The 19,548-nt window shown below is 39.8% G+C and carries 15 protein-coding genes; 8 read left to right on the top strand and 7 right to left on the bottom strand.

Features of this window, described 5'->3' with window-relative positions; genetic code table 11:
• The first annotated feature begins 9 nt into the window (after positions 1 to 9).
• Positions 10 to 1,131 (top strand): YdcF family protein, encoded by a 1,122-nt coding sequence (locus F927_RS01805; protein WP_005080952.1) that lies wholly within the window; start codon positions 10 to 12, stop codon positions 1,129 to 1,131.
• Complete coding sequence (locus tag F927_RS01800) at positions 1,131 to 2,159, top strand: alpha/beta hydrolase (RefSeq protein ID WP_005080949.1); 1,029 nt, start codon at positions 1,131 to 1,133, stop codon at positions 2,157 to 2,159. Before F927_RS01805 ends, F927_RS01800 begins: the two co-directional genes overlap by 1 nt.
• 28 nt (positions 2,160 to 2,187) lie before the next feature.
• Here the strand turns inward: F927_RS01800 and F927_RS01795 are convergent, their stop codons facing one another.
• A complete protein-coding gene (locus F927_RS01795) occupies positions 2,188 to 3,858 on the bottom strand; it encodes an FMN-binding glutamate synthase family protein (RefSeq protein WP_005080947.1) in 1,671 nt (556 codons plus the stop codon).
• A gap of 241 nt (positions 3,859 to 4,099) precedes the next feature.
• Here F927_RS01795 and F927_RS01790 point away from each other — a divergent pair, with 241 nt between their 5' ends.
• Together F927_RS01790 and F927_RS01785 are read left to right on the top strand one after the other, a co-directional pair.
• Complete coding sequence (locus tag F927_RS01790; protein WP_020846310.1) at positions 4,100 to 5,032, top strand: IS5-like element IS17 family transposase; 933 nt, start codon at positions 4,100 to 4,102, stop codon at positions 5,030 to 5,032.
• Between the two features lie 292 nt (positions 5,033 to 5,324).
• Positions 5,325 to 6,497 (top strand): MFS transporter, encoded by a 1,173-nt coding sequence (locus F927_RS01785; protein WP_171503646.1) that lies wholly within the window; start codon positions 5,325 to 5,327, stop codon positions 6,495 to 6,497.
• A 2-nt stretch (positions 6,498 to 6,499) separates the two neighbouring features.
• Here the strand turns inward: F927_RS01785 and F927_RS01780 are convergent, their stop codons facing one another.
• Positions 6,500 to 7,990 carry an amidase gene (locus F927_RS01780; RefSeq protein WP_005080943.1) on the bottom strand — a complete coding sequence of 497 codons (1,491 nt, stop codon included), beginning with the start codon at positions 7,988 to 7,990 and terminating at the stop codon, positions 6,500 to 6,502.
• Between the two features lie 197 nt (positions 7,991 to 8,187).
• Here F927_RS01780 and F927_RS01775 point away from each other — a divergent pair, with 197 nt between their 5' ends.
• The gene (locus F927_RS01775; protein ID WP_004638902.1) at positions 8,188 to 8,664 is read left to right on the top strand and encodes a hypothetical protein; all 477 of its coding nucleotides are present in this window, start codon (positions 8,188 to 8,190) and stop codon (positions 8,662 to 8,664) included.
• Positions 8,665 to 8,711: 47 nt separating this feature from the next.
• Here the strand turns inward: F927_RS01775 and accC are convergent, their stop codons facing one another.
• From accC to F927_RS01750, 5 genes are all read right to left on the bottom strand, one after another.
• Positions 8,712 to 10,076, bottom strand: coding sequence for an acetyl-CoA carboxylase biotin carboxylase subunit (gene accC / locus F927_RS01770; protein ID WP_004638905.1), 1,365 nt, complete (start codon positions 10,074 to 10,076; stop codon positions 8,712 to 8,714).
• 17 nt (positions 10,077 to 10,093) lie between these two features.
• Positions 10,094 to 10,513, bottom strand: coding sequence for an acetyl-CoA carboxylase biotin carboxyl carrier protein (accB, locus tag F927_RS01765; RefSeq protein WP_004638908.1), 420 nt, complete (start codon positions 10,511 to 10,513; stop codon positions 10,094 to 10,096).
• A gap of 25 nt (positions 10,514 to 10,538) precedes the next feature.
• The gene (aroQ, locus tag F927_RS01760) at positions 10,539 to 10,988 is read right to left on the bottom strand and encodes a type II 3-dehydroquinate dehydratase (RefSeq protein ID WP_004638910.1); all 450 of its coding nucleotides are present in this window, start codon (positions 10,986 to 10,988) and stop codon (positions 10,539 to 10,541) included.
• Positions 10,989 to 11,702: 714 nt separating this feature from the next.
• Positions 11,703 to 12,737, bottom strand: coding sequence for an ABC transporter substrate-binding protein (locus F927_RS01755; protein ID WP_005080941.1), 1,035 nt, complete (start codon positions 12,735 to 12,737; stop codon positions 11,703 to 11,705).
• A complete protein-coding gene (locus tag F927_RS01750) occupies positions 12,738 to 13,328 on the bottom strand; it encodes an ANTAR domain-containing response regulator (RefSeq protein WP_004638917.1) in 591 nt (196 codons plus the stop codon).
• Positions 13,329 to 13,856: 528 nt separating this feature from the next.
• Between F927_RS01750 and F927_RS01745 the strand changes: the two genes are divergently transcribed.
• From F927_RS01745 to nirD, 3 genes are read left to right on the top strand one after another with little or no spacing between them, the layout of a single operon-like run.
• Positions 13,857 to 15,209: an MFS transporter gene (locus F927_RS01745; RefSeq protein ID WP_005080938.1), complete on the top strand. Its 1,353-nt coding sequence runs from the start codon at positions 13,857 to 13,859 to the stop codon at positions 15,207 to 15,209.
• A 27-nt stretch (positions 15,210 to 15,236) separates the two neighbouring features.
• On the top strand, positions 15,237 to 17,783 hold the full coding sequence (nirB, locus tag F927_RS01740; protein ID WP_005080936.1) for a nitrite reductase large subunit NirB: 2,547 nt from the start codon (positions 15,237 to 15,239) through the stop codon (positions 17,781 to 17,783).
• A gap of 11 nt (positions 17,784 to 17,794) precedes the next feature.
• Positions 17,795 to 19,414, top strand: coding sequence for a nitrite reductase small subunit NirD (gene nirD, locus F927_RS01735; protein ID WP_005080934.1), 1,620 nt, complete (start codon positions 17,795 to 17,797; stop codon positions 19,412 to 19,414).
• The last annotated feature ends 134 nt before the right edge of the window (positions 19,415 to 19,548 follow it).

Genomic DNA, 19,548 nt, shown 5'->3' with positions numbered 1-19,548 from the left:
AGGAGATATATGAAGAAAGTGCATTGGATGGTCAGTTTGGTGCGAATCATTACGATACTTTTCGTGCTATTGGGCTGCTTTGTGCTTTTTTTATATTCACCTTTTTATTCTCAAGTAATGGTCAAAGGTTTAAATCATTTTGTCTCGTTCAATGTAAATGAAGTCGCTGCTGAAAGCCAAAAATCGGCGGCTTTGAGTGAACATGAGAGCCTAGAACCTGGTTCAAATTTATGGATCGCGCGGCAAGCATATTTTAAGTTGTTGGATAATAAGGATAAACAACGAGATGCTGAGGATCTTAGAGTCCTTCAAGCACGTTATAAGGTGTTACAACAGCTGATTGTTGAAGAACAAGAGAAAGCACCAGAAGATCCAAACAAAAAAACAAGTTTGCCAGAACAAGCTTCCGAGCAAGAGCATATGCTTGCAGCAAGTAGCCCAGCTGATTTTTTGCAACATACAACTACCGAGAATCAGGCTTTGATGGATGCATATCTTAATTTTCTCGATACTTATCCTATACCATTACCTATAGATGAAGAATCCGAGTCATTACTGAGTAAGGATTTACTTGAGTCTAAAAAAAATAAACAAGATGATCGTGGTGATTTAAAAGATACAAATCAACCTTATGCAATTGTTGTTCTGGGTGGGGGCTTAACACTTGGCGCAAATGGCAAAGATATTGTTGTGAATAATTATACAAGACTTCGTTTAGAACGTACGTTGGAAGTTGAAAAGCAATATAACTTGCCTATTGTTTTGAGTGGTGTGGAAGCGCCTTATATGCAAGCTTGGTTGGAAGAACGTGGCATTAAAGCCAAACTACTAGAAAATAGAAGTATGAACACATGTGAAAACACACGTTTTAGTTCTTTACTGCTGCAAAAGAAAGGTGGTGCTCCTAAAGTTATTCTCATTACAGATGAGTATCATATGCCGCGAACTCGACGTTTATTTGCATTAAATGGAATCGAGACGGTTCCTGTTGTTGCGCCGATGCCAACTAAATTAACAAGTTGGCGTCCAAGTGAAAAGAATTATGACCATAGTCGTCGTGCAAATTATGAGTTGCTTGCCACGATCCGCGATGTGTTGTTTGGTTCAAGTGATTGTCGGGAGATACCATAATGTCAAATATTCCTTTTCTAAATCCGACAATTTTAAAGCAACTGGATCTACCTGTACCTAATCGTGAGACAACACCTCAGCTACTTGAAGTATTGGATCTGAATAAAACGATTGAACCACCAAAGGCACTTTTGGCTTATCGTAAACTGTATGGATTGGACTCATTAGAATGTGAGCATTGGCAAGGCTATGTTGAAATGCCTTTGTTTCGCCTACATGTGCAAGTATTTCAACCTTTAAGAGATCGTGTGCAAGGTACAGTGTGTTTATTACATGGTTATTTAGAGCATAGCGGTATTTATCAACCTATTATCAAAGAGATTCTTGATCAAGGTTTTAGTGTGTTGACCTATGATTTGCCAGGACATGGTTTAAGTGATGGTTCTGCTGCCAGCATCCAGAACTTTGATCATTACCAACAAGTACTTCATGCAGTTTATGATGCGGTACGTGATGCAAAACAATTACCTAGACCTTGGTTAGGCATTGGACAAAGTACGGGTGGTGCGATCTGGATGCATCATTTATTGGAATTTGCTGAACGTCGAGAAGATCCAATCGTAGATCGGGTGTTGTTATTGTCACCTTTGATTCGACCTGCTAAAACGGCATGGTGGCACAATTCAGTTGGATTAGGCATCATTCGTCGTATTAAAAGTCAAGTACCACGACATTTCCGCCGTAATAATCACAATCCCGAGTTTTTGCGTTTTATTCGACTGAAAGATCCATTACAACCTCGTATGATGGGTATGGATTGGATTCTGGCGATGTCAAAGTGGATGCTAGAAATGGAGCAACGTCCGGCTTGTCGTATCCCAGTATGGTTAGCCCAAGGTGCACTTGATCAGACCGTGGATTGGCGATACAACATTGAATATATTCGCCGTAAATTTAGGTTACAGACATTATTAATGTTAGAGGAAGGCTCGCATCAATTAATTAATGAGCGTGCTGATATTCGTGCCGCATTAACAGGATTAATTCCAGCATTCCTACATGCTAAACCAAATCACCACTATTATTAGTGGTGATTTTTATCAAACAATTTAAGAATTAAAAGCTTTTGGCATCTGCCATTTTCCACATGCGATAATAAAAATTCTCATCATCATGTAGCTCATCTTGTAACAGTTCTTTCTCTTTGAGGAAGAAATGGATCTGTGCGTAGTTTTTGATTTCACGATCATTCATACGTTGAGCTAAATGATGTGCTTTGATGTCGGAAGGGTGTTGTAAGCCTGCTGCGGCAATCATTTCAGAAAGGGCGTGCAATGTATTTTTATGGAAACTAAATACGCGCTCTGCTTTGCTTGGTACATGAATTGCCTTTTGACGGTCCGGATCTTGTGTGGCGACTCCAACAGGACATTGGTTGGTGTGACAGCTTTGAGCTTGAATACATCCTACAGCAAACATAAAACCGCGTGCAGAATTCACCCAATCGGCCCCGAGTGCAAAAGTGCTGGCAATATCAAAAGCACTAATAATTTTTCCACTCGCGCCAATTTTGACCTGGCTACGCAGACCAGCACCTACAAGTGTGTTGTGTACGAAACGTAAGCCTTCTCGTAGAGGTGTACCTATATAATCACTAAATTCTATCGGGGCTGCACCAGTACCACCTTCGGAGCCATCCACTACCACAAAATCAGGAACAATCTTGGTTTCTAGCATTGCTTTTACGATACTCATGAATTGCCAAGGTTGGCCAATACATAATTTAAATCCAACTGGCTTTCCACCAGAAAGTTCTCGAAGTTGCTGAATAAAATGCATCATTTCAATGGGTGTATTAAAACTTGGATGCTTAGAGGGGGAAACACAATCATGTTCTCTCGAAATGCCACGAATGCGTGCAATTTCTTCGGTGATTTTATGTTTTGGCAGTATACCGCCGTGACCAGGTTTCGCGCCTTGAGAAAGTTTAACTTCGATCATTTTGATTTGTGGGTTTTTAGCCTGTTGAGCAAATGTTTCTGGATCAAATAAACCGTCAGGTGTGCGGCAGCCAAAATAGCCACTGGCGATTTGCCATACAATATCACCACCATTTTCTAGATGATAAGGACTCAAACTTCCTTCGCCTGTATCATGATAAAAATTGCCTAATCGAGCGCCTTGGTTTAACGCACGAATTGCATTTGCACTCAAGCTACCAAAACTCATTGCAGAGATATTCATGATAGAAGCACTATATGGCTGGCTACATTGTGCGTTTCCAATATGTACACGGAAAGTTTTGGGATCAGCAGGTGGACATGGTGTAATTGAATGAACGATAAAGCGATAGTTGGGTTCATACACATCAATGATGGAACCGAAGGGTTTATCTGCGTTTTCATTTTTAGCCCGTTGATAGACGAGGCTTCGTTGCATACGTGAAAATGGCAGCGCATCTTGATCGGCTTCAATAAAATATTGTCGGATTTCAGGGCGAACATCCTCAAATATAAAACGGAAATGTCCAAGGATTGGATAGTTTCTTAAAATGGCATGTTTCTTTTGTAATAAGTCGTGCAGACCAATTAAGCTGAGAATACCTGTTACTAACCATAAGCCGTTAAGTAGAGTATCCGATATAAAATAATAAATGGTATGCGGGGTGTGTGTAATCTTAAACCATGTAATCGTTAAAGCAGTAAAAATACATAAGAACCAAATCGAATGTCTTGAAAAAAAAGTATTAAGTAGTTTGTGTCGTATAGCTTGTGCTGGACTAGCCATGTGTTTCAATTTCCAGATATTTCACTAGTTGTAACCTTGCCAATACTGACAGAGAAGTACAAGTGAGGAATTGTTAGTAGAGATAATGATTCTAAATAACGATCTACTTCAATATACTATGTATATAATAATTAATATCTATAATTGAATTTTATATTATGTGGTCTTAATTTATTTAATTATAAATGGCTTTGTTGCACAAACCTATCTGTAAAAGCTTTTTCAGCGATATAATTTTCAAATGAAGAAGCCTACACACAAAATCTACCGCACAACCAATTGGCCCGCATATAACCGAGCACTCATGAGTCGCGGAAATATTGCCATTTGGTTTGATCCTGCTACGCAATGGTATGCTCCATCAAAAGGCAAACAAGGGCGAAATCAAACCTACTCCGACGCAGCTATCCAATGCTGCTTAATGATTAAATCCTTATTCCGTCTATCTTTACGTATGGTCACTGGCTTTGTGCAAAGTCTGATTAAACTTTGTGGATTAAATTGGACCGCACCAGATTACAGTACGCTTTGTAGAAGACAAAAGCATATTGATATTGCAATCAGCTACCAAAAAAGTAGCGATGGGCTGCATCTACTCATAGACTCTACAGGCATGAAGTTTCTAGGTGAGGGCGAATGGAAACGCAAGAAACATGGACCTGAATATCGTCGCCAATGGCGTAAACTACATATTGGTATAGATGCTGAAACCCTTCAAATACGCGCTATTCAACTCACTACAAATAATGTCAGTGATTCACAAGTGCTTGGTGATTTACTCGATCAGATTCCACAAGATGAGCAGATTGACTCTGTTTATACCGATGGAGCTTATGACACCAAGCAATGCCGTCAGGTCATTGCAGATCGGCAAGCGCATGCGGTGATTCCACCTAGAAAAAATGCGAAACCATGGAAAGATACAAAGATCAGCTCGCTAGAACGAAATGAATTACTTCGAACAGTTAAACGTTTAGGCAGGAGACTATGGAAAAAATGGTCAGGCTATCATCGACGAAGTTTGGTGGAAACCAAGATGCATTGCATTAAATTATTAGGCGATAAATTAATGGCAAGAAGCTTTCCTAGTCAGGTGAATGAAATTCATGCACGTGTAGCAGTCCTCAACAGGTTTACGGAATTAGGTCGACCACTTACCCAAGTTACGCCTTAAATTTGGCTCAATTAGGGGCGCTTTGCATTTCAAATCTTTGTGCAACAAAACCGTTTGGAGATATAAGGAAGATGCTTGATGTTAAAATGCATCTCAAATTTTTAATACATATTCGCTACTTGATTCTATGTTTCTTGCTGCATGCACATGATTTTCCTTAGATCCATTTGTTTTATTTGAAAATATTTTAGCTAAATTGATTTATTGATTGCTCGGTTAAGTTACAATTTATGACTCAGCTTAGCAAAATGATTTGATAAGTCAGTGTATTGAAAATGTGAAGGTCTATAACTTGTCCCAACTTCTTACAATCCAAACACGATTAGGTGGTTTTTACCTATTTTACTACGCGATCGTGGGGACATTTATGCCTTATTGGAACTTATATCTTCAAGATCAGGGCTTTGATTACCAAGAAATAGGGATTTTGTCTTCTATTGCGATTGTCACTCGTTTTTTTGCGCCATTGATTTGGGGTTGGATTGCGGATAAATCGGGTAGACGCATGCTTCTCGTTCGAATTGCAACGTGGATGGAGGCCTGTATTTGGTTTTTAATTTTTATTATTCCAAATAATTTTCAGTCTGTTGCGTTGTTGATGCTGATTTTTAGTTTTTTTCAGAATGCAATTTTAGCCCAATTTGAAGGGGTAACATTATTTTGGTTGGGAGAGAAGCGAGCAGAGCTTTATGGGCGAGTGAGAAAATGGGGTTCTGTAGGCTTTATTGTTGGTGTATTTGCCATCGGGGCATTACTTGAAGTTATTCCAATATCAATGTTGCCGATCTTACTTCTAGCAATTTCATTTCTTGCTTTCTTATGGTCATTTACGATCCAAGAGCCTGAACATGCACCTAGTTCACAGAAAAAATTAGAACCATTGTGGCCAGTATTAAAGCGGCCAATGATTGCAGCATTTTTTACCATTGAATTTATTTTGTTGTTTTCTCAGGCACCATTTTATAGCTTTTATAGTAATTATTTACATGAGGTCGGATATAGCACTACACAGATTGGAAGCCTGTGGGCGACAGGAGTTATCGCTGAAATCATCATGTTTGCTATAGCTCATAAACTTTTCTTTAGTCGGTTTTCATGGAGAATATTGGTTGCTGTTTGTCTAATTATGACAAGTGTACGTTGGTTTTTGGTTGGAATCTTTGAAACGAACTATATGGGGCAATTATTGGCGCAATGTTTACATGCATTTAGCTTTGGTCTGTTTCATTTAATTGCGATGAAAGTAATTTTCCAAAATTTTTCAGCAGGCCAACAGGGGCGCGGGCAAGCTTTGTATAGCACGATGTGGGGCTTGGGAGTGGCATCTGGAAGTTTGTTGGCTGGATATTACTGGACGCTTTTATCGGGTGCGACCATTTTCTTGTGTGCAGGTCTTATTGTGCTGTTCGGTTTGATCTTGATTTATTGGTTGCCGAATCAGCTTGAGACGGCAACCCCAAAATAATATTAAAGCGATATTTTCTTGTATTGAGGCATCCATGGTTGAGCTTGTTCTAATTGCGCTGCAAGTTGTAACAAGCGATCTTCCCGCCCAAACGGAGCGATAAACTGACTACCAAGTGGTAAACCATGCTTATTCCAATATAAGGGCACTGACATGGCAGGTAAACCTGTAACATTTGCCAGTTGTGTGAATGGTACCCAGCTTAAATTGTCTTGTACCATTTTTTCAACCAGTTTCCCTTGTGCAAGATAATGTGCTTTTCCGAGTTTTAGTAAACCTTTTAGAATGGGTTTCTGCCACGCAGGCGTAGCAATCTCACCATTTTTTGGTGCAACTGAAGCCGTAGTTGGAGTCAAATAAAGGTCATATTTCTCAAAGAAAATGTTCATTTGAGTGCTATAAAGTCCCCAGTTATTGAGGTTGTGAATATATTCAGTTGCTGTTGTTTTAGCACCAAATGCAGCCAAAGCAATGGAGTCAAGCTCAAAGTCCTGATCTGTAGAGCCGGTCATTTGTTTGATTTGTGCTTGCATATAGGAGAATTGGCTAAACCATGTCGTAATAAAGTCTTTTGCTAAAGCAAGTCCATCGATTTTGGGGCGATCTTCCACCACAATATGTCCAAGTGACTCTAAAAGTTTGGCGGTCTGTTGAATGGCTTGAATAGCATCATTAGATACTTTAGTGCCAATAGGTGATTGGGTGTTAAATGCGATTTTAAGTTTTTTAGGGGATTGCTGGATGATATCCAGATATTTTTGATCGGGCGCCTGAATGGTAAAAAGTGAGCTTTGTTCAGGACCTTGCACTGCATCGAGCATAGCAGCACTGTCACGAACTGTTTTGCATAAAACATGTTGCATCGCTGCACCATGCATGGCTTCACTATATTGTGGTCCCCATGGTGTACGACCTCGACTTGGTTTAAGCCCAAACAATCCACAATAAGATGCGGGAATGCGGATTGAGCCTCCACCATCTCCAGCACCTGCGATCGGTACAATACCACCTGCCACTGCTGAAGCAGATCCACCCGATGAACCACCACTATTATGTTTTAAATTCCATGGATTATGGCATGCCCCCCAAGCATCGGGTTCCGTAATTCCTTTGATTCCGAACTCTGGTGTATTGGTTCGACCAAAACTAATGATTCCTGCTTTTTCCCAACGATTTACAATTTCTGCATTAAAATCCGGGGTGTAATTGATTCTTTTTAATGAATGGCTGCCATAAGAAGTGGGTACACCTTGATATTCTTGAAATAAATCTTTTACTAAAAAGGGAACGCCTGCAAATGGTCCCGATAGATTTTGTTTAGTGCGTTGCTTGGCTTGTTCATGCATCGGGATGATAATTGCATTGAGTTTGGGATTAACTTGAGCACTTCGTTCTAGGGCAAGTTCTAATAACTCTACTGCTTGAATTTCTTTATTTTTTACAAGCTGAGCTAAACCAAGACCATCATATTGGACGTATTCAGAAAATTTCATGGCTTTGATCCCTAAAGCTAAATTTTTACAGTAATATTTTGTTCAAATTGAACTTAGCATACCTTAAAAAAGTAAAATCAATAAATAGATTGCACCAGAAAAATATTGTGTTGATATGGTTATGAAGCAGTGTTTTTATTGAAAAATATGCTAAGTTAAAGCCAAGGAATGTTTAGATGATAACTTAAATTAAATCTATGAAAAATATTTATATTATTGGATTCTTGTGTGCTTGCTCAACATGGACATTGGCTGAAACGACAGCAAATACGAGTGTTGTGAACACCCCCCAAATGGCAACAGCGAATAGCATTCGTGTCACAAATCGTCCTGAAATTATGGGGCTTTGGGGAATGGAAATACCAAATAATAAAAAATGTGTTGAGTACTACAATTTTCGTGGTGCAAATGAAGTTGTAATTAGAAGTGGTAAAGAGTGGTCTTATGGAATGTATGACTATCAGCCTTCTGACAATCAATTAGAGCGTTTACCCGCACTTATTTTACAAATCAAATATGATAATAATGAAGTTGATTGTTCAGGCCAGCAAGTTGATCAAACAGGTGAGGTTTCTCAATATTTTGTCAAATGGGCTAATCCTCATACGATAGATTTTTGTGCCAATGAAAAAGGCGACAAGTGCTTTGCAACTTTACGCCGTGTTTTGCCATAAAATATTGATATAAAAAACCTCTTATTCGTAAATAAGAGGTTTTTTATTTAAGCAGTTTCAGCTTTTGGTTCAAGCTGTTTTAGCAAATGCTTTTCAAGGTAATGAATATCCATTGCTTGTTCGCAGAAGTTTTTGTCCTTCAAGATCAAATCTTTATGTAATGGGATATTGGTTTTAATACCTGTCAAAATCATTTCATCAAGTGCTTGGCGCATACGTGCAAGTGAAGTTTCGCGATCTTTACCATGAGCAATTAATTTTGCAATCATTGAATCATAGTATGGGGGGATGCTGTAGCCTTGATAAATATGAGAATCTAAGCGAATACCTGCACCACCCGGTGCGTAGAAACTATTGATTTGACCTGGTGATGGTAGGAAGGTCGTTGGATCTTCGGCATTGATACGGCATTCAATCGCATGACCTTTCACTTCGATCTCATGTTGTTCAAGGTTTAGACCTAAACCACCAGCAATACGAAGTTGTTGTTCGATGATATCGACTCCAGTCACCATCTCGGTCACAGGATGTTCAACTTGAACGCGTGTGTTCATCTCGATAAAGAAGAACTCTCCATCTTCAAATAAGAACTCGAATGTACCTGCACCACGATATTGCATGAGCTTACATGCATTGACGCAAGCTTCGAGAATATCAGCACGTGCTTGTTCTGGAAGATTTGGTGCAGGTGCTTCTTCTAATACTTTTTGATGACGACGTTGGAGCGAACAATCACGATCATATAAATGAATTGCATGACCATTTCCATCACCAAGTACTTGAACTTCTACATGGCGAGGTTTTTGTAAAAAGCGTTCCATGTAAACAGTGTCATCACCGAACCACATTTCAGCATCACGTTGGGCAGCTTGAACAGACTCAAGTAATGTATCAACACGCTCAACGATACGCATACCACGACCACCACCACCAGCAGCAGCTTTAACAATCAGCGGGAAACCAATTTCTTTGGCTTCTGCAAGCGCATTGTGGATAGTTACTGCATGGTCACAGCCTGGAACAGTAGGTACGCCTGCCTTTTTCATCGCAATAATCGCCGATACCTTGTTGCCCATGAGGCGGATATGCTCAGGGCGAGGACCGATGAAAATAAAACCAGAATTTTCTACAATTTCAGCAAACTCAGCGTTTTCTGAGAGAAAGCCATAACCAGGATGAATTGCATCAGCACCTGTGATTTCTGCGGCAGTAATAATGGCAGGAATATTTAAATAGCTTTCACTTGTTGTGCCCGGTCCAATACAAACCGCTTCATCTACGAAGCGTAAGTGCATTAAATCTTTATCTGCATCGGAATATATACCAACAGTTTTAATGCCAAGCGTTTTGCAAGCCCGAGTAATTCGTAATGCGATTTCACCACGGTTTGCAATGAGTACTTTTTGCAACATAGAAATCCCCAGACTGATTAAGCGCGGTAGCGGAATAATGGCTGACCAAATTGGATTACATCACCATTTTTCACTAGGATTTCTTCGATAACGCCGCTTTGAGTTGCCTCGATTGGGTTCATGATTTTCATTGCTTCGATGATCCCAAGTGTTTCACCAGCAGAAACCGTCTGACCTACTTTTACAAAAGGTGCCTCACCAGGACTCGGCGCTGCATAGAACACACCTACCATTGGAGATGGTTCAACTGCACCACGCGGTGTTTTTGCAACTGGCGCAGCTGCTGCAGTAGCCGCAGGGGCAGCAACAGGCGCTGCTGCATAAACTGGTGTTGGGCGAGTCAATGAGATGGATTGATCACCTTCCTTAACTTCAATCGCTTGTAAGTCAGATTCAATCATCAAGTCGATGAGCTTCTTGATTTTACGGATATCCATGAGTGAGCATTCCTGAAGGTTTAAATTAATTAGAAGATTGAATTTTTTCGATAGCGTAGTTGAGTGCAAAGGAATAACCTTGTGCACCTAAGCCACAAATCACGCCGATGGCTTTGTCTGATAAATATGAGTGGTGACGAAATGATTCACGCGCATGAACATTTGACAGATGAACCTCAATAAATGGGATCGCAACACCGAGAAGGGCGTCACGTATAGCAACAGAAGTATGGGTGAGTGCAGCAGGGTTAATGATAATGAATTTAACGCCTTCATTTTGCGCTTGATGGATACGATCGACGATCGCACCTTCCCAGTTACTTTGAAATGTATCTAATATCAGTGATGCATGTTTAGCTTGAGCAGTGAGCTGTTGGTTAATATCATCGAGAGTGAGATAACCATAAACTTCTGGTTCGCGCTTTCCTAGTAAGTTTAAATTCGGTCCGTGAATTACCAAAATGGTTGAGCTCATTCAGCCTGCTCCAATTTTAAAACTGCAAATGTTTTTTGCAAGATGTCTGCAAAGTTTGCTTATTATGGCACAAAATTCTGCAATTTTTTATAATTTCATTTAATCGATGAAGAAATTTGCATACCAAGCATGCTGCATATAATGAAAACTTTGCAAGGAAATGGCAATGTTAAAATATGACAAATTTTTCGATATTTTTAAAGTTTCATTATTTTAAACTGAATCGGCTGAAATGGTTCATGGCATTTGTGTAACTCAGCAGTCATTACTGTAAAGCGTTGATTTCGATCATGGGTTTTTCATGATCTATAAATAGTGGATAAGTGTTATAAATATTCAGATTTATTTTTTTTGAAAGATACTAATCTATTGTTTTTATTTTGATTTCTATCTTTATATTTGTTTTTTAATTTCGTGTTGATGACATGAGGAAATGCATTGCAATAAAGTTTTGATTTCAAAGTTAGTTTGATTCTTGGCATATTTTTAATGTTATAAGAAATTGTTTATTCTCTAAGCGGTTTGAGAAAATATGGAATTGGCAAAAGTGATGTGTTTTTATATTTTTGATGGCAGTTAATGACATAAAAATGTCCGAAAAAGATATGCTAGGTTTCGCTAAGATCATCTGACTTAAAAGGCTATATTGATTGGCTTAGCCTTTTTTGGGTCTTTCAAAGCTGTCTTTACTATAAAGACAGCTTTTTTTTGGGGCTAAATGTTGCTGTTGAAGCTGATTGCATTTTGATAAGTCTCTAGCAAAAGACAGTCTTGTGCTAGATCCAGTTCGGGTCTTTGAGTAGGTTGTGGTGTTTGCCATTTTTGCATCTGTTGAAATAGCCATTCAAAATCTTTAGTTTTCGGTTTTGCATCGATCTGTATAAAGTTTCGAATGATATTTTGGATTTTAAAATATTTTTCAACATGAACCTCAGGTGAGCAATTGAACTGAATGATGTCAAACTCGACTAGCAATCGCCAAACAGGAGAGAAGTCTTTTATTTCCTTCAATTCTTTTTGAGCTCTCAACACTGCACTAGTGAGTGCAATCAAAGTGTTTGGATGTTGTTGAGCCCATTCTTGGGTTACTGCTAGTACTTTATCAGCTACATTTGGGATAATTTCCTGACTCGAACAAACAATATGGCTCAAGCCAAAGACTTCAGCTTGAGTATTCCAAGGTTCACCCACACAAAAACCATCAATCAGGTGGGTGTCGAGTGCTTCGACCATATAAGGTGGCGCTAAGGTTTTGACATCCATCGAATGTGCGAGATCTGCATCGGCGAGTGCTAACCATTCTCTTAAGCAATAATGATGAATGGAGTGCTGAAATACATGTGCTAATGAAAGCGTTTGATGGGCTTTAATTTTTTGCACGAGCTTATGTGCTGAAACTTCAACTGGGTCGTGTTGGTGAATATCTAATTCATAGCAAAGTTTTTGACTCAGGCTAATAAACGCACGGTTTTCGCTCAAAACTAACGGGGTTTGCAATGGTATACCGATTTGATCTGCACCAACTGCGGCAGCTGGAAGCATTGCAGATAGGCAATGTGCGGCATCGAGCAGCCCAAAAGCAAGGCGATCACGCAAACTTGCCCAAGAAGCTTCTTTAACCAAACTGATATTTAATCCGACATCTTCAAAATAGCCACGTTGTTTGGCCCATAATAAGGCAACACAGTCCAGTAATGGTATGTAGCCAAGCTGCAAGTCTACTTTTTCTAATTCTACTAAATGGCTCATCTATTCATCCTTTAGTTGATTATTTAAAAGTTGTTGCGCATCGAGTAGGCGACGAGCCATCTCACCAATAGTCATGCGATGACTCATGGCATTTTTTCTGAGCAGCTGAAAGGCAGTGTCTTCACTTAAATCATGTAATTGCATCAATAAAACTTTGGCTTTCTCGATATCTTTGCGATCCGCAAGTTTGGTTTTTGCATCTCTAAGATCACCTTCAAGTTTTTTATGCTTTTTATATTGCTCAATTGAAATATCTAAGATGGTATGTAGGCGAGATGGTTCTATACCATCAACAATATAAGCAGTTATGCCTGCATCAATCGCTTGTTTAATGGTGTTTTTATCGGTGTTTTTGGTAAACAATACAGTTGGTAGATCAAAGTTACTGACACAGCTTTCGATTACATCACGATGTGGATGATCCATATCGAGTAAGATTACATCTGCTTGCAGATGTTCAAGTTTGAATATATTTAAGTGATCAAGGGTAAAGCAAGCAACCACATCAAAATCATGTTCTATTAAACAGGTTTTAATGTATTCCGCCCGAGCCTGATCATCGTCTATGAGTACGATCTTGAGTTTCGGCATAAGTATAAAGTCAAACAGTCGGTTTATGCACGTTATGAAGTCAGTGCTGTGGGTTTTATTATTTAAGCAAAATTAATGCCATGAGAAAATTTAATATAGTGCAAAAGTTCCAAAGGCGATCTATTGATGCGCTGTATTGTATCGCTGCTTAAATATTTAACGAAATAATTATTTGGTTTTATCCATCTATTTTATTGGGATGTGCATTTTTGGTGCGTAAAAAGTCATGTTTTGAAGCAAGCTGAATTGTGCTTTAAAACAGGTCATCTGCATATTTGTGTTGATGAGCACAATTTAGTGCGTGTTAAGAAAACTCATTGTTTTGGATAAAATACTTATAAAACAATAGTTAATCAAATATTTTTGTTTGAGTAATAAAATATGGCATGACATTTGCTAAATCTTTACTAAGTCAAAGACGACTTTTCAAATAAAATGTAAGACGGCCAACGATGTCCGATCTGATCGGTTTGTTTACACAATGATTTGTGTCGACAAAGCAGTATACGTTCAGTATAGGAGATGGCAATGTCTTTAGATCTATCGGCTAAAAAAGCCACATCAATTAAGTTATTTAACTTTTCTGCTCCAGCGATGCGGGCATTCCATATGAGTTGGCTTGCTTTCTTCGTATGCTTCTTTGCTTGGTTCGCATGTGCACCTTTGATGCCAGTGATTGCTGGCGAATTCAATTTAACCAAAGATCAGATTGCCAATATCAATATTGCAGCAGTGGCAATCACGATTGTCGTGCGACTTATTGTTGGTCCATTGTGTGATAAATATGGTCCGCGAATCACTTATACCGCTTTACTGTTGATCGGAAGTATCCCTGTATTTGGAGTTGCCGCAGCCAATAGTTATGAATCATTTTTATTCTTTCGACTGTTGATTGGTGCAATTGGTGCAAGTTTTGTCATTACGCAATATCACACCAGCATCATGTTTGCTCCAAATGTTGTCGGAACCGCAAATGCAACAACCGCAGGCTGGGGAAATGCGGGTGGTGGTGCAACGCAAGCACTGATGCCTTTAGTCCTTGCAGCATTGGTAATGTTTGGTGTTGAACAGGCGATGGGCTGGCGTGTTGCGTTAATCGTACCTGGCTTGATGATGGTTATCGTCGGGATCTTATATTGGAAATATACACAAGACTCACCACAAGGCAACTTTAAAGAGCTTCGTGCACAAGGTGTGGTTGTCGGTAGCGATAAAAAAGGTGGATTAGCAATTTTAATGCACGCAGCACGTAACTATCGTGTGTGGATTCTCTTTATCTCTTATGCTGCTTGTTTCGGAATTGAAATCTTCATCCATAACATCATCGCGATGTATTACGTCACGCATTTTGAGTTTGGCTTAAAAGAAGCAGGCTTAGCTGCAGGAATCTTTGGTCTACTTGCATTATTTGCACGTGCTTTAGGGGGGATGGTATCGGATCGAGTGGCGCTTAAAAAAGGATTGGATGGGCGTACAAAGGTTTTATTCCTTCTCATTTTAGGTGAAGGCTTATTCCTGATTCTTTTTTCTCAAATGAACAGCGTGACATTAGCAATTTTGAGTATGACGATTTTCGCTTTATTTACCCACATGGCGTGTGGAGCGACTTATGCATTGGTTCCATTTATTGATCGTGAGGCACTAGGTGGTGTTGCAGGCATTATTGGTGCTGGTGGCAATGTGGGTGCAGTTGCAGCTGGGTTCTTATTGAAAGGTATGTTGGATATCCAAACTTGTTTAATGGTTTTAGGTGGCTTGGTTGTTATTGCTGCGGGTTCTGTAATGTTTATTCGCTTTTCAGTAGAGCATAAAGAAAAAGAGCAGCGTCTATTTGAACAAGCACTTATAGAACGCCACGCAGAACAAAACAGCGCAGCTTAATTGCAATCAGATTTTAGGAGAAACACAATGAAATTAGTGATGATTGGTCACGGTATGGTGGGGCATAAATTCATCGAAGCCATCTTAGAGAAAGCAGATGATGAATTAGAAATTACAATTCTTGCTGAAGAACCTCGCATTGCATATGACCGCGTACATTTGACAGAATATTTCTCTGGTAAATCGGCAAAAGACTTGTCTCTTGCACGTTTCGATTTCGCCGATGCACATGGAATTGATCTTCGTTTAAATACCAAAGCGACTGCCATTGATACAACTGAACAAACCATCACAACCAACCATGGTGATGTGATTCATTATGATAAATTGGTGTTGGCAACTGGTTCATACGCATTTGTTCCACCAATTTCGGGTAACGATCGTGAAAATTGCTTTGTATATCGTACCATCGAAGATTTAGATGCAATCCGTGCAGCAAGTCTAAATGCGAAAACAGGTGTGGTTATCGGTGGTGGTTTACTTGGATTAGAAGCGGCTAAAGCTTTACGTGATTTAAATCTAGAAACCCATGTAGTCGAGTTTGCACCACGGTTAATGGCGGTACAGATTGATGATTTAGGCGGTAAAGTATTACGCCGTAAAATCGAAAACTTAGGTGTAAAAGTTCATACTCAAAAAGCGACACAATGTATCGAAGCAGGGAATGACGCTACACATGTGATGAAGTTTGCCGATGGTAGCGAACTTGAAACAGACATTATTTTATTCTCTGCGGGGATTCGTCCGCGTGATGAATTAGCACGTTCAAGCGGTTTAGCGCTTGGGGAGCGTGGTGGTATCAAGATCAATGATTACTGTCAAACCTCTGATGAAAACATTTACGCAATTGGTGAATGTGCGCTTTGGGACAATAAAATTTATGGTCTCGTTGCGCCGGGCTATGACATGGCACGTATCGCAGCCAAGCATATCTTAGCTGAAGAAACACATTGTTTCGCTGGTGCTGATATGAGCACTAAGTTGAAATTGATGGGTGTAGATGTGGCATCGGTTGGTGATGCTCATGGCATGACACCGAATTCGCTTAGCTATTTCTATGCTGATGAAGATGCATTAGTTTATAAGAAAATCGTTGTCGATGCAGACAAAACCAAATTACTGGGTGCAGTACTTGTTGGTGATGCAAAAGAATATAATGATCTTCTGCAAATGATGTTGAATGGTATGGCATTGCCAGAAACACCTGAAAGCCTGATCATGCCAGGATTTGCTGATTCTGGTGCGAAGGCGGGTGGCAGTGGTGTTGATTTACTTCCAGACAGCGCAACAATTTGTTCATGTAACAACGTGTCGAAAGTAGATATTTGCCAAGCGATTTGTGATGGTTCGACCTCTTTAGGTGCTTTAAAGAAATGTACCAAAGCAGCAACGGCATGTGGTGGTTGTGCGCCATTAGTTACTCAAGTTTTAAAGTCTGAGTTGCAACGTCAGGGTGTAACGGTTAATAACCATGTCTGCGAACACTTCCCATACTCACGTCAAGAGATCTATCACTTGGTGCGTGTCAATGAAATCAAAACATTTGATGATTTGATTCAACAACATGGTCATGGTTTAGGTTGTGATATCTGTAAACCAATGACAGCAAACATTTTGGCATCGTGCTGGAATGACTTTGTATTGGAACCAACGCATGCAGGTTTACAAGACAGTAATGACTACTACTTAGGAAATATCCAAAAGGATGGTTCATATTCAGTTGTACCGCGTATGGCAGGTGGTGAAGTTACGCCAGATGGTCTGATTGCTGTCGGTCAAATTGCTAAAAAATATAACCTTTATACCAAAATTACTGGCGGTCAACGTGTTGACTTATTTGGTGCTCAACTGCACGAGTTACCATTGATTTGGGAAGAGTTGAATGCAGCAGGCTTCGAGTCAGGTCATGCTTACGGTAAATCATTACGTACAGTGAAATCATGTGTAGGTAGCACTTGGTGCCGTTATGGCGTAGATGATTCTGTTGGTTTGGCGATTGAATTAGAAAACCGCTACAAAGGCTTACGCTCACCGCACAAACTAAAAATGGCTGTGTCGGGTTGTACGCGTGAGTGTGCTGAAGCACAAGGTAAAGATGTTGGTGTCATTGCGACAGAAAAAGGCTGGAACCTATATGTATGTGGTAATGGTGGAATGAAACCACGCCATGCAGAGCTTTTAGCTTCTGATCTAGATACTGAAACTTTGATTCGTTATATCGACCGCTTCTTTATGTTTTATATCCAAACTGCTGATCGTTTACAACGTACCAGTGTATGGCGTGACAACATGGAAGGTGGTTTAGATTATCTCAAAGCTGTGATTGTTGATGATTCGCTTGGTCTTGCAGAAGAGCTTGAAAATCGCATGGCACATGTCATTGGAACTTATCAAGACGAATGGCGTACAGCGGTAGAGAATCCTGAGATTCGTAAACGCTTCCAAACTTACATTAATGCAAGCGCTGAAGAGCAAGCTGATCCATATATTCAATTTACTGAAGTGCGTGATCAGATCCGTCCATTAAATGAAGCTGAACGTTCAGTTGATCGTATCCCGATGGTAGAAGCATAAGGAGAATCAAAATGACAAATCTAAAAGACATGAATATGCTTCCAGAAAATCAATGGATTGATGTGTGTCATCTTGATGACATCACGCCAAATACAGGTGTAGGTGCACTTATTGCGGGTCAATCCGTTGCTTTATTCCGCGTAGGGAACGAAAAACGTATTTACGCATTAAGTAATAAAGATCCGTTTAGCCAAGCAAATGTAATGGCGCGCGGTATTATTGGTGATTTGCAAGGTGAGCGTGTTATTGCCTCACCGATTTACAAACAACACTTCAGTTTAGCAACAGGTCGATGCCTAGAAGATAAAGATCAAAAGCTTTCTGTTTTTCCAACCAAAATCGAAAATGGTCGAGTTTGGGTAGGTACTGTTCCGCAAAAAACTTATATTACCAATAATGGTGTTTCTCAAGAAAAACTGAAGCTCGTTTTGATCGGTAATGGTTTGGCTGGAATGCGCTGTCTAGAGGATTTACTCGACATGGCACCTGATCGTTATGATGTGACGGTGATTGGTGAAGAGCCTTGGGGTAACTATAACCGTATCATGCTTTCACCAGTGCTTTCAGGTGAGAAAACTATTGATGACATTATGTTGCATCCACATGCATGGTACAGCGATAAGGGCATCAAGCTTATAGCGGATGATCCTGCGGTGAAAATCGATCGTACTCGTAAAGTGGTACATACGCAAAATGGCGAAAGTGTCGATTATGATCGTCTGATTATTGCAACAGGTTCATCGCCATTTATCCCACCTGTACAAGGCGTGGATTTGAAAGGTGTGATCAGCTTCCGTGATATTTTCGATGTCAACACCATGATTCAATACGCTGAAAGTAAGAAGAATGCTGTGGTGATTGGAGGTGGTCTGCTTGGCTTAGAAGCTGCATATGGTCTTATACAACGCGGTATGAATGTTACGGTTCTTCATTTGATGGATCGTATCATGGAGCGTCAGCTTGATGGTCGTGCCAGTTTAATGTTGCGTCATAGTATTGAGCAAAAAGGCATTAATATTATCACTGAGGCAAATACTGAAGCATTGATTGGTCAAGATGGCCATGTGAGCCAAGTCCGACTGAAAGATGGCACGGTGTTGGATGCTGATCTTGTGGTGTTTGCAGTCGGTATTCGTCCAAATATTGCTTTGGCTCAAAGTGCTGGTTTACGTTGTAATCGTGGTATTTTGGTCAATGATACGATGCAAACATTTGACCCAAGTATTTATGCAGTAGGTGAATGTATTGAGCATCGTAATCAGACTTTTGGTCTTGTAGAGCCATTGTGGGGACAAGCATTTATCTGTGCAACACACTTGGCAGAACACGGTAGTTTAACTTTCAAATCACCAACCGTTCCGACTCAGCTTAAAGTTAGTGGTGTTGATGTATTCTCGGCTGGAAATTTTGAACCGAAAGAAGATTACGAAGACATTATCTTGAATGATGAAAAACGACAAATTTACAAGCGTATCATTATTCAGAAAGATAAAGTCATTGGTGCGGTACTGTTCGGTGATACTGAAGATGGCATGTGGTATGCGGAATTGATTGCAGATCAAACACCAATTTCAACATTTAGAAATAAATTGTTATTTGGTAAGGATTTTGCAATGAAGAAAGCAGGATGAAAGCTAATCCTTTCGTAAAGATTAGGTTAAGCGTTAAAGGCATTGCCGCATATGTTGTGTAGGAGCAGATGTTTTTTGCAAATGCATTGCCTTACTTTTCAGGGATGAAAAGTAACAAAAATCCTTTGTTGAGC

The organism is Acinetobacter haemolyticus CIP 64.3 = MTCC 9819 (assembly GCF_000369065.1).
GTDB classification, from domain to species: Bacteria; Pseudomonadota; Gammaproteobacteria; order Pseudomonadales; family Moraxellaceae; genus Acinetobacter; species Acinetobacter haemolyticus.
Note: the sequence above shows the minus strand (reverse complement) of the source record. Positions and strands in the feature narration are given on the sequence as shown.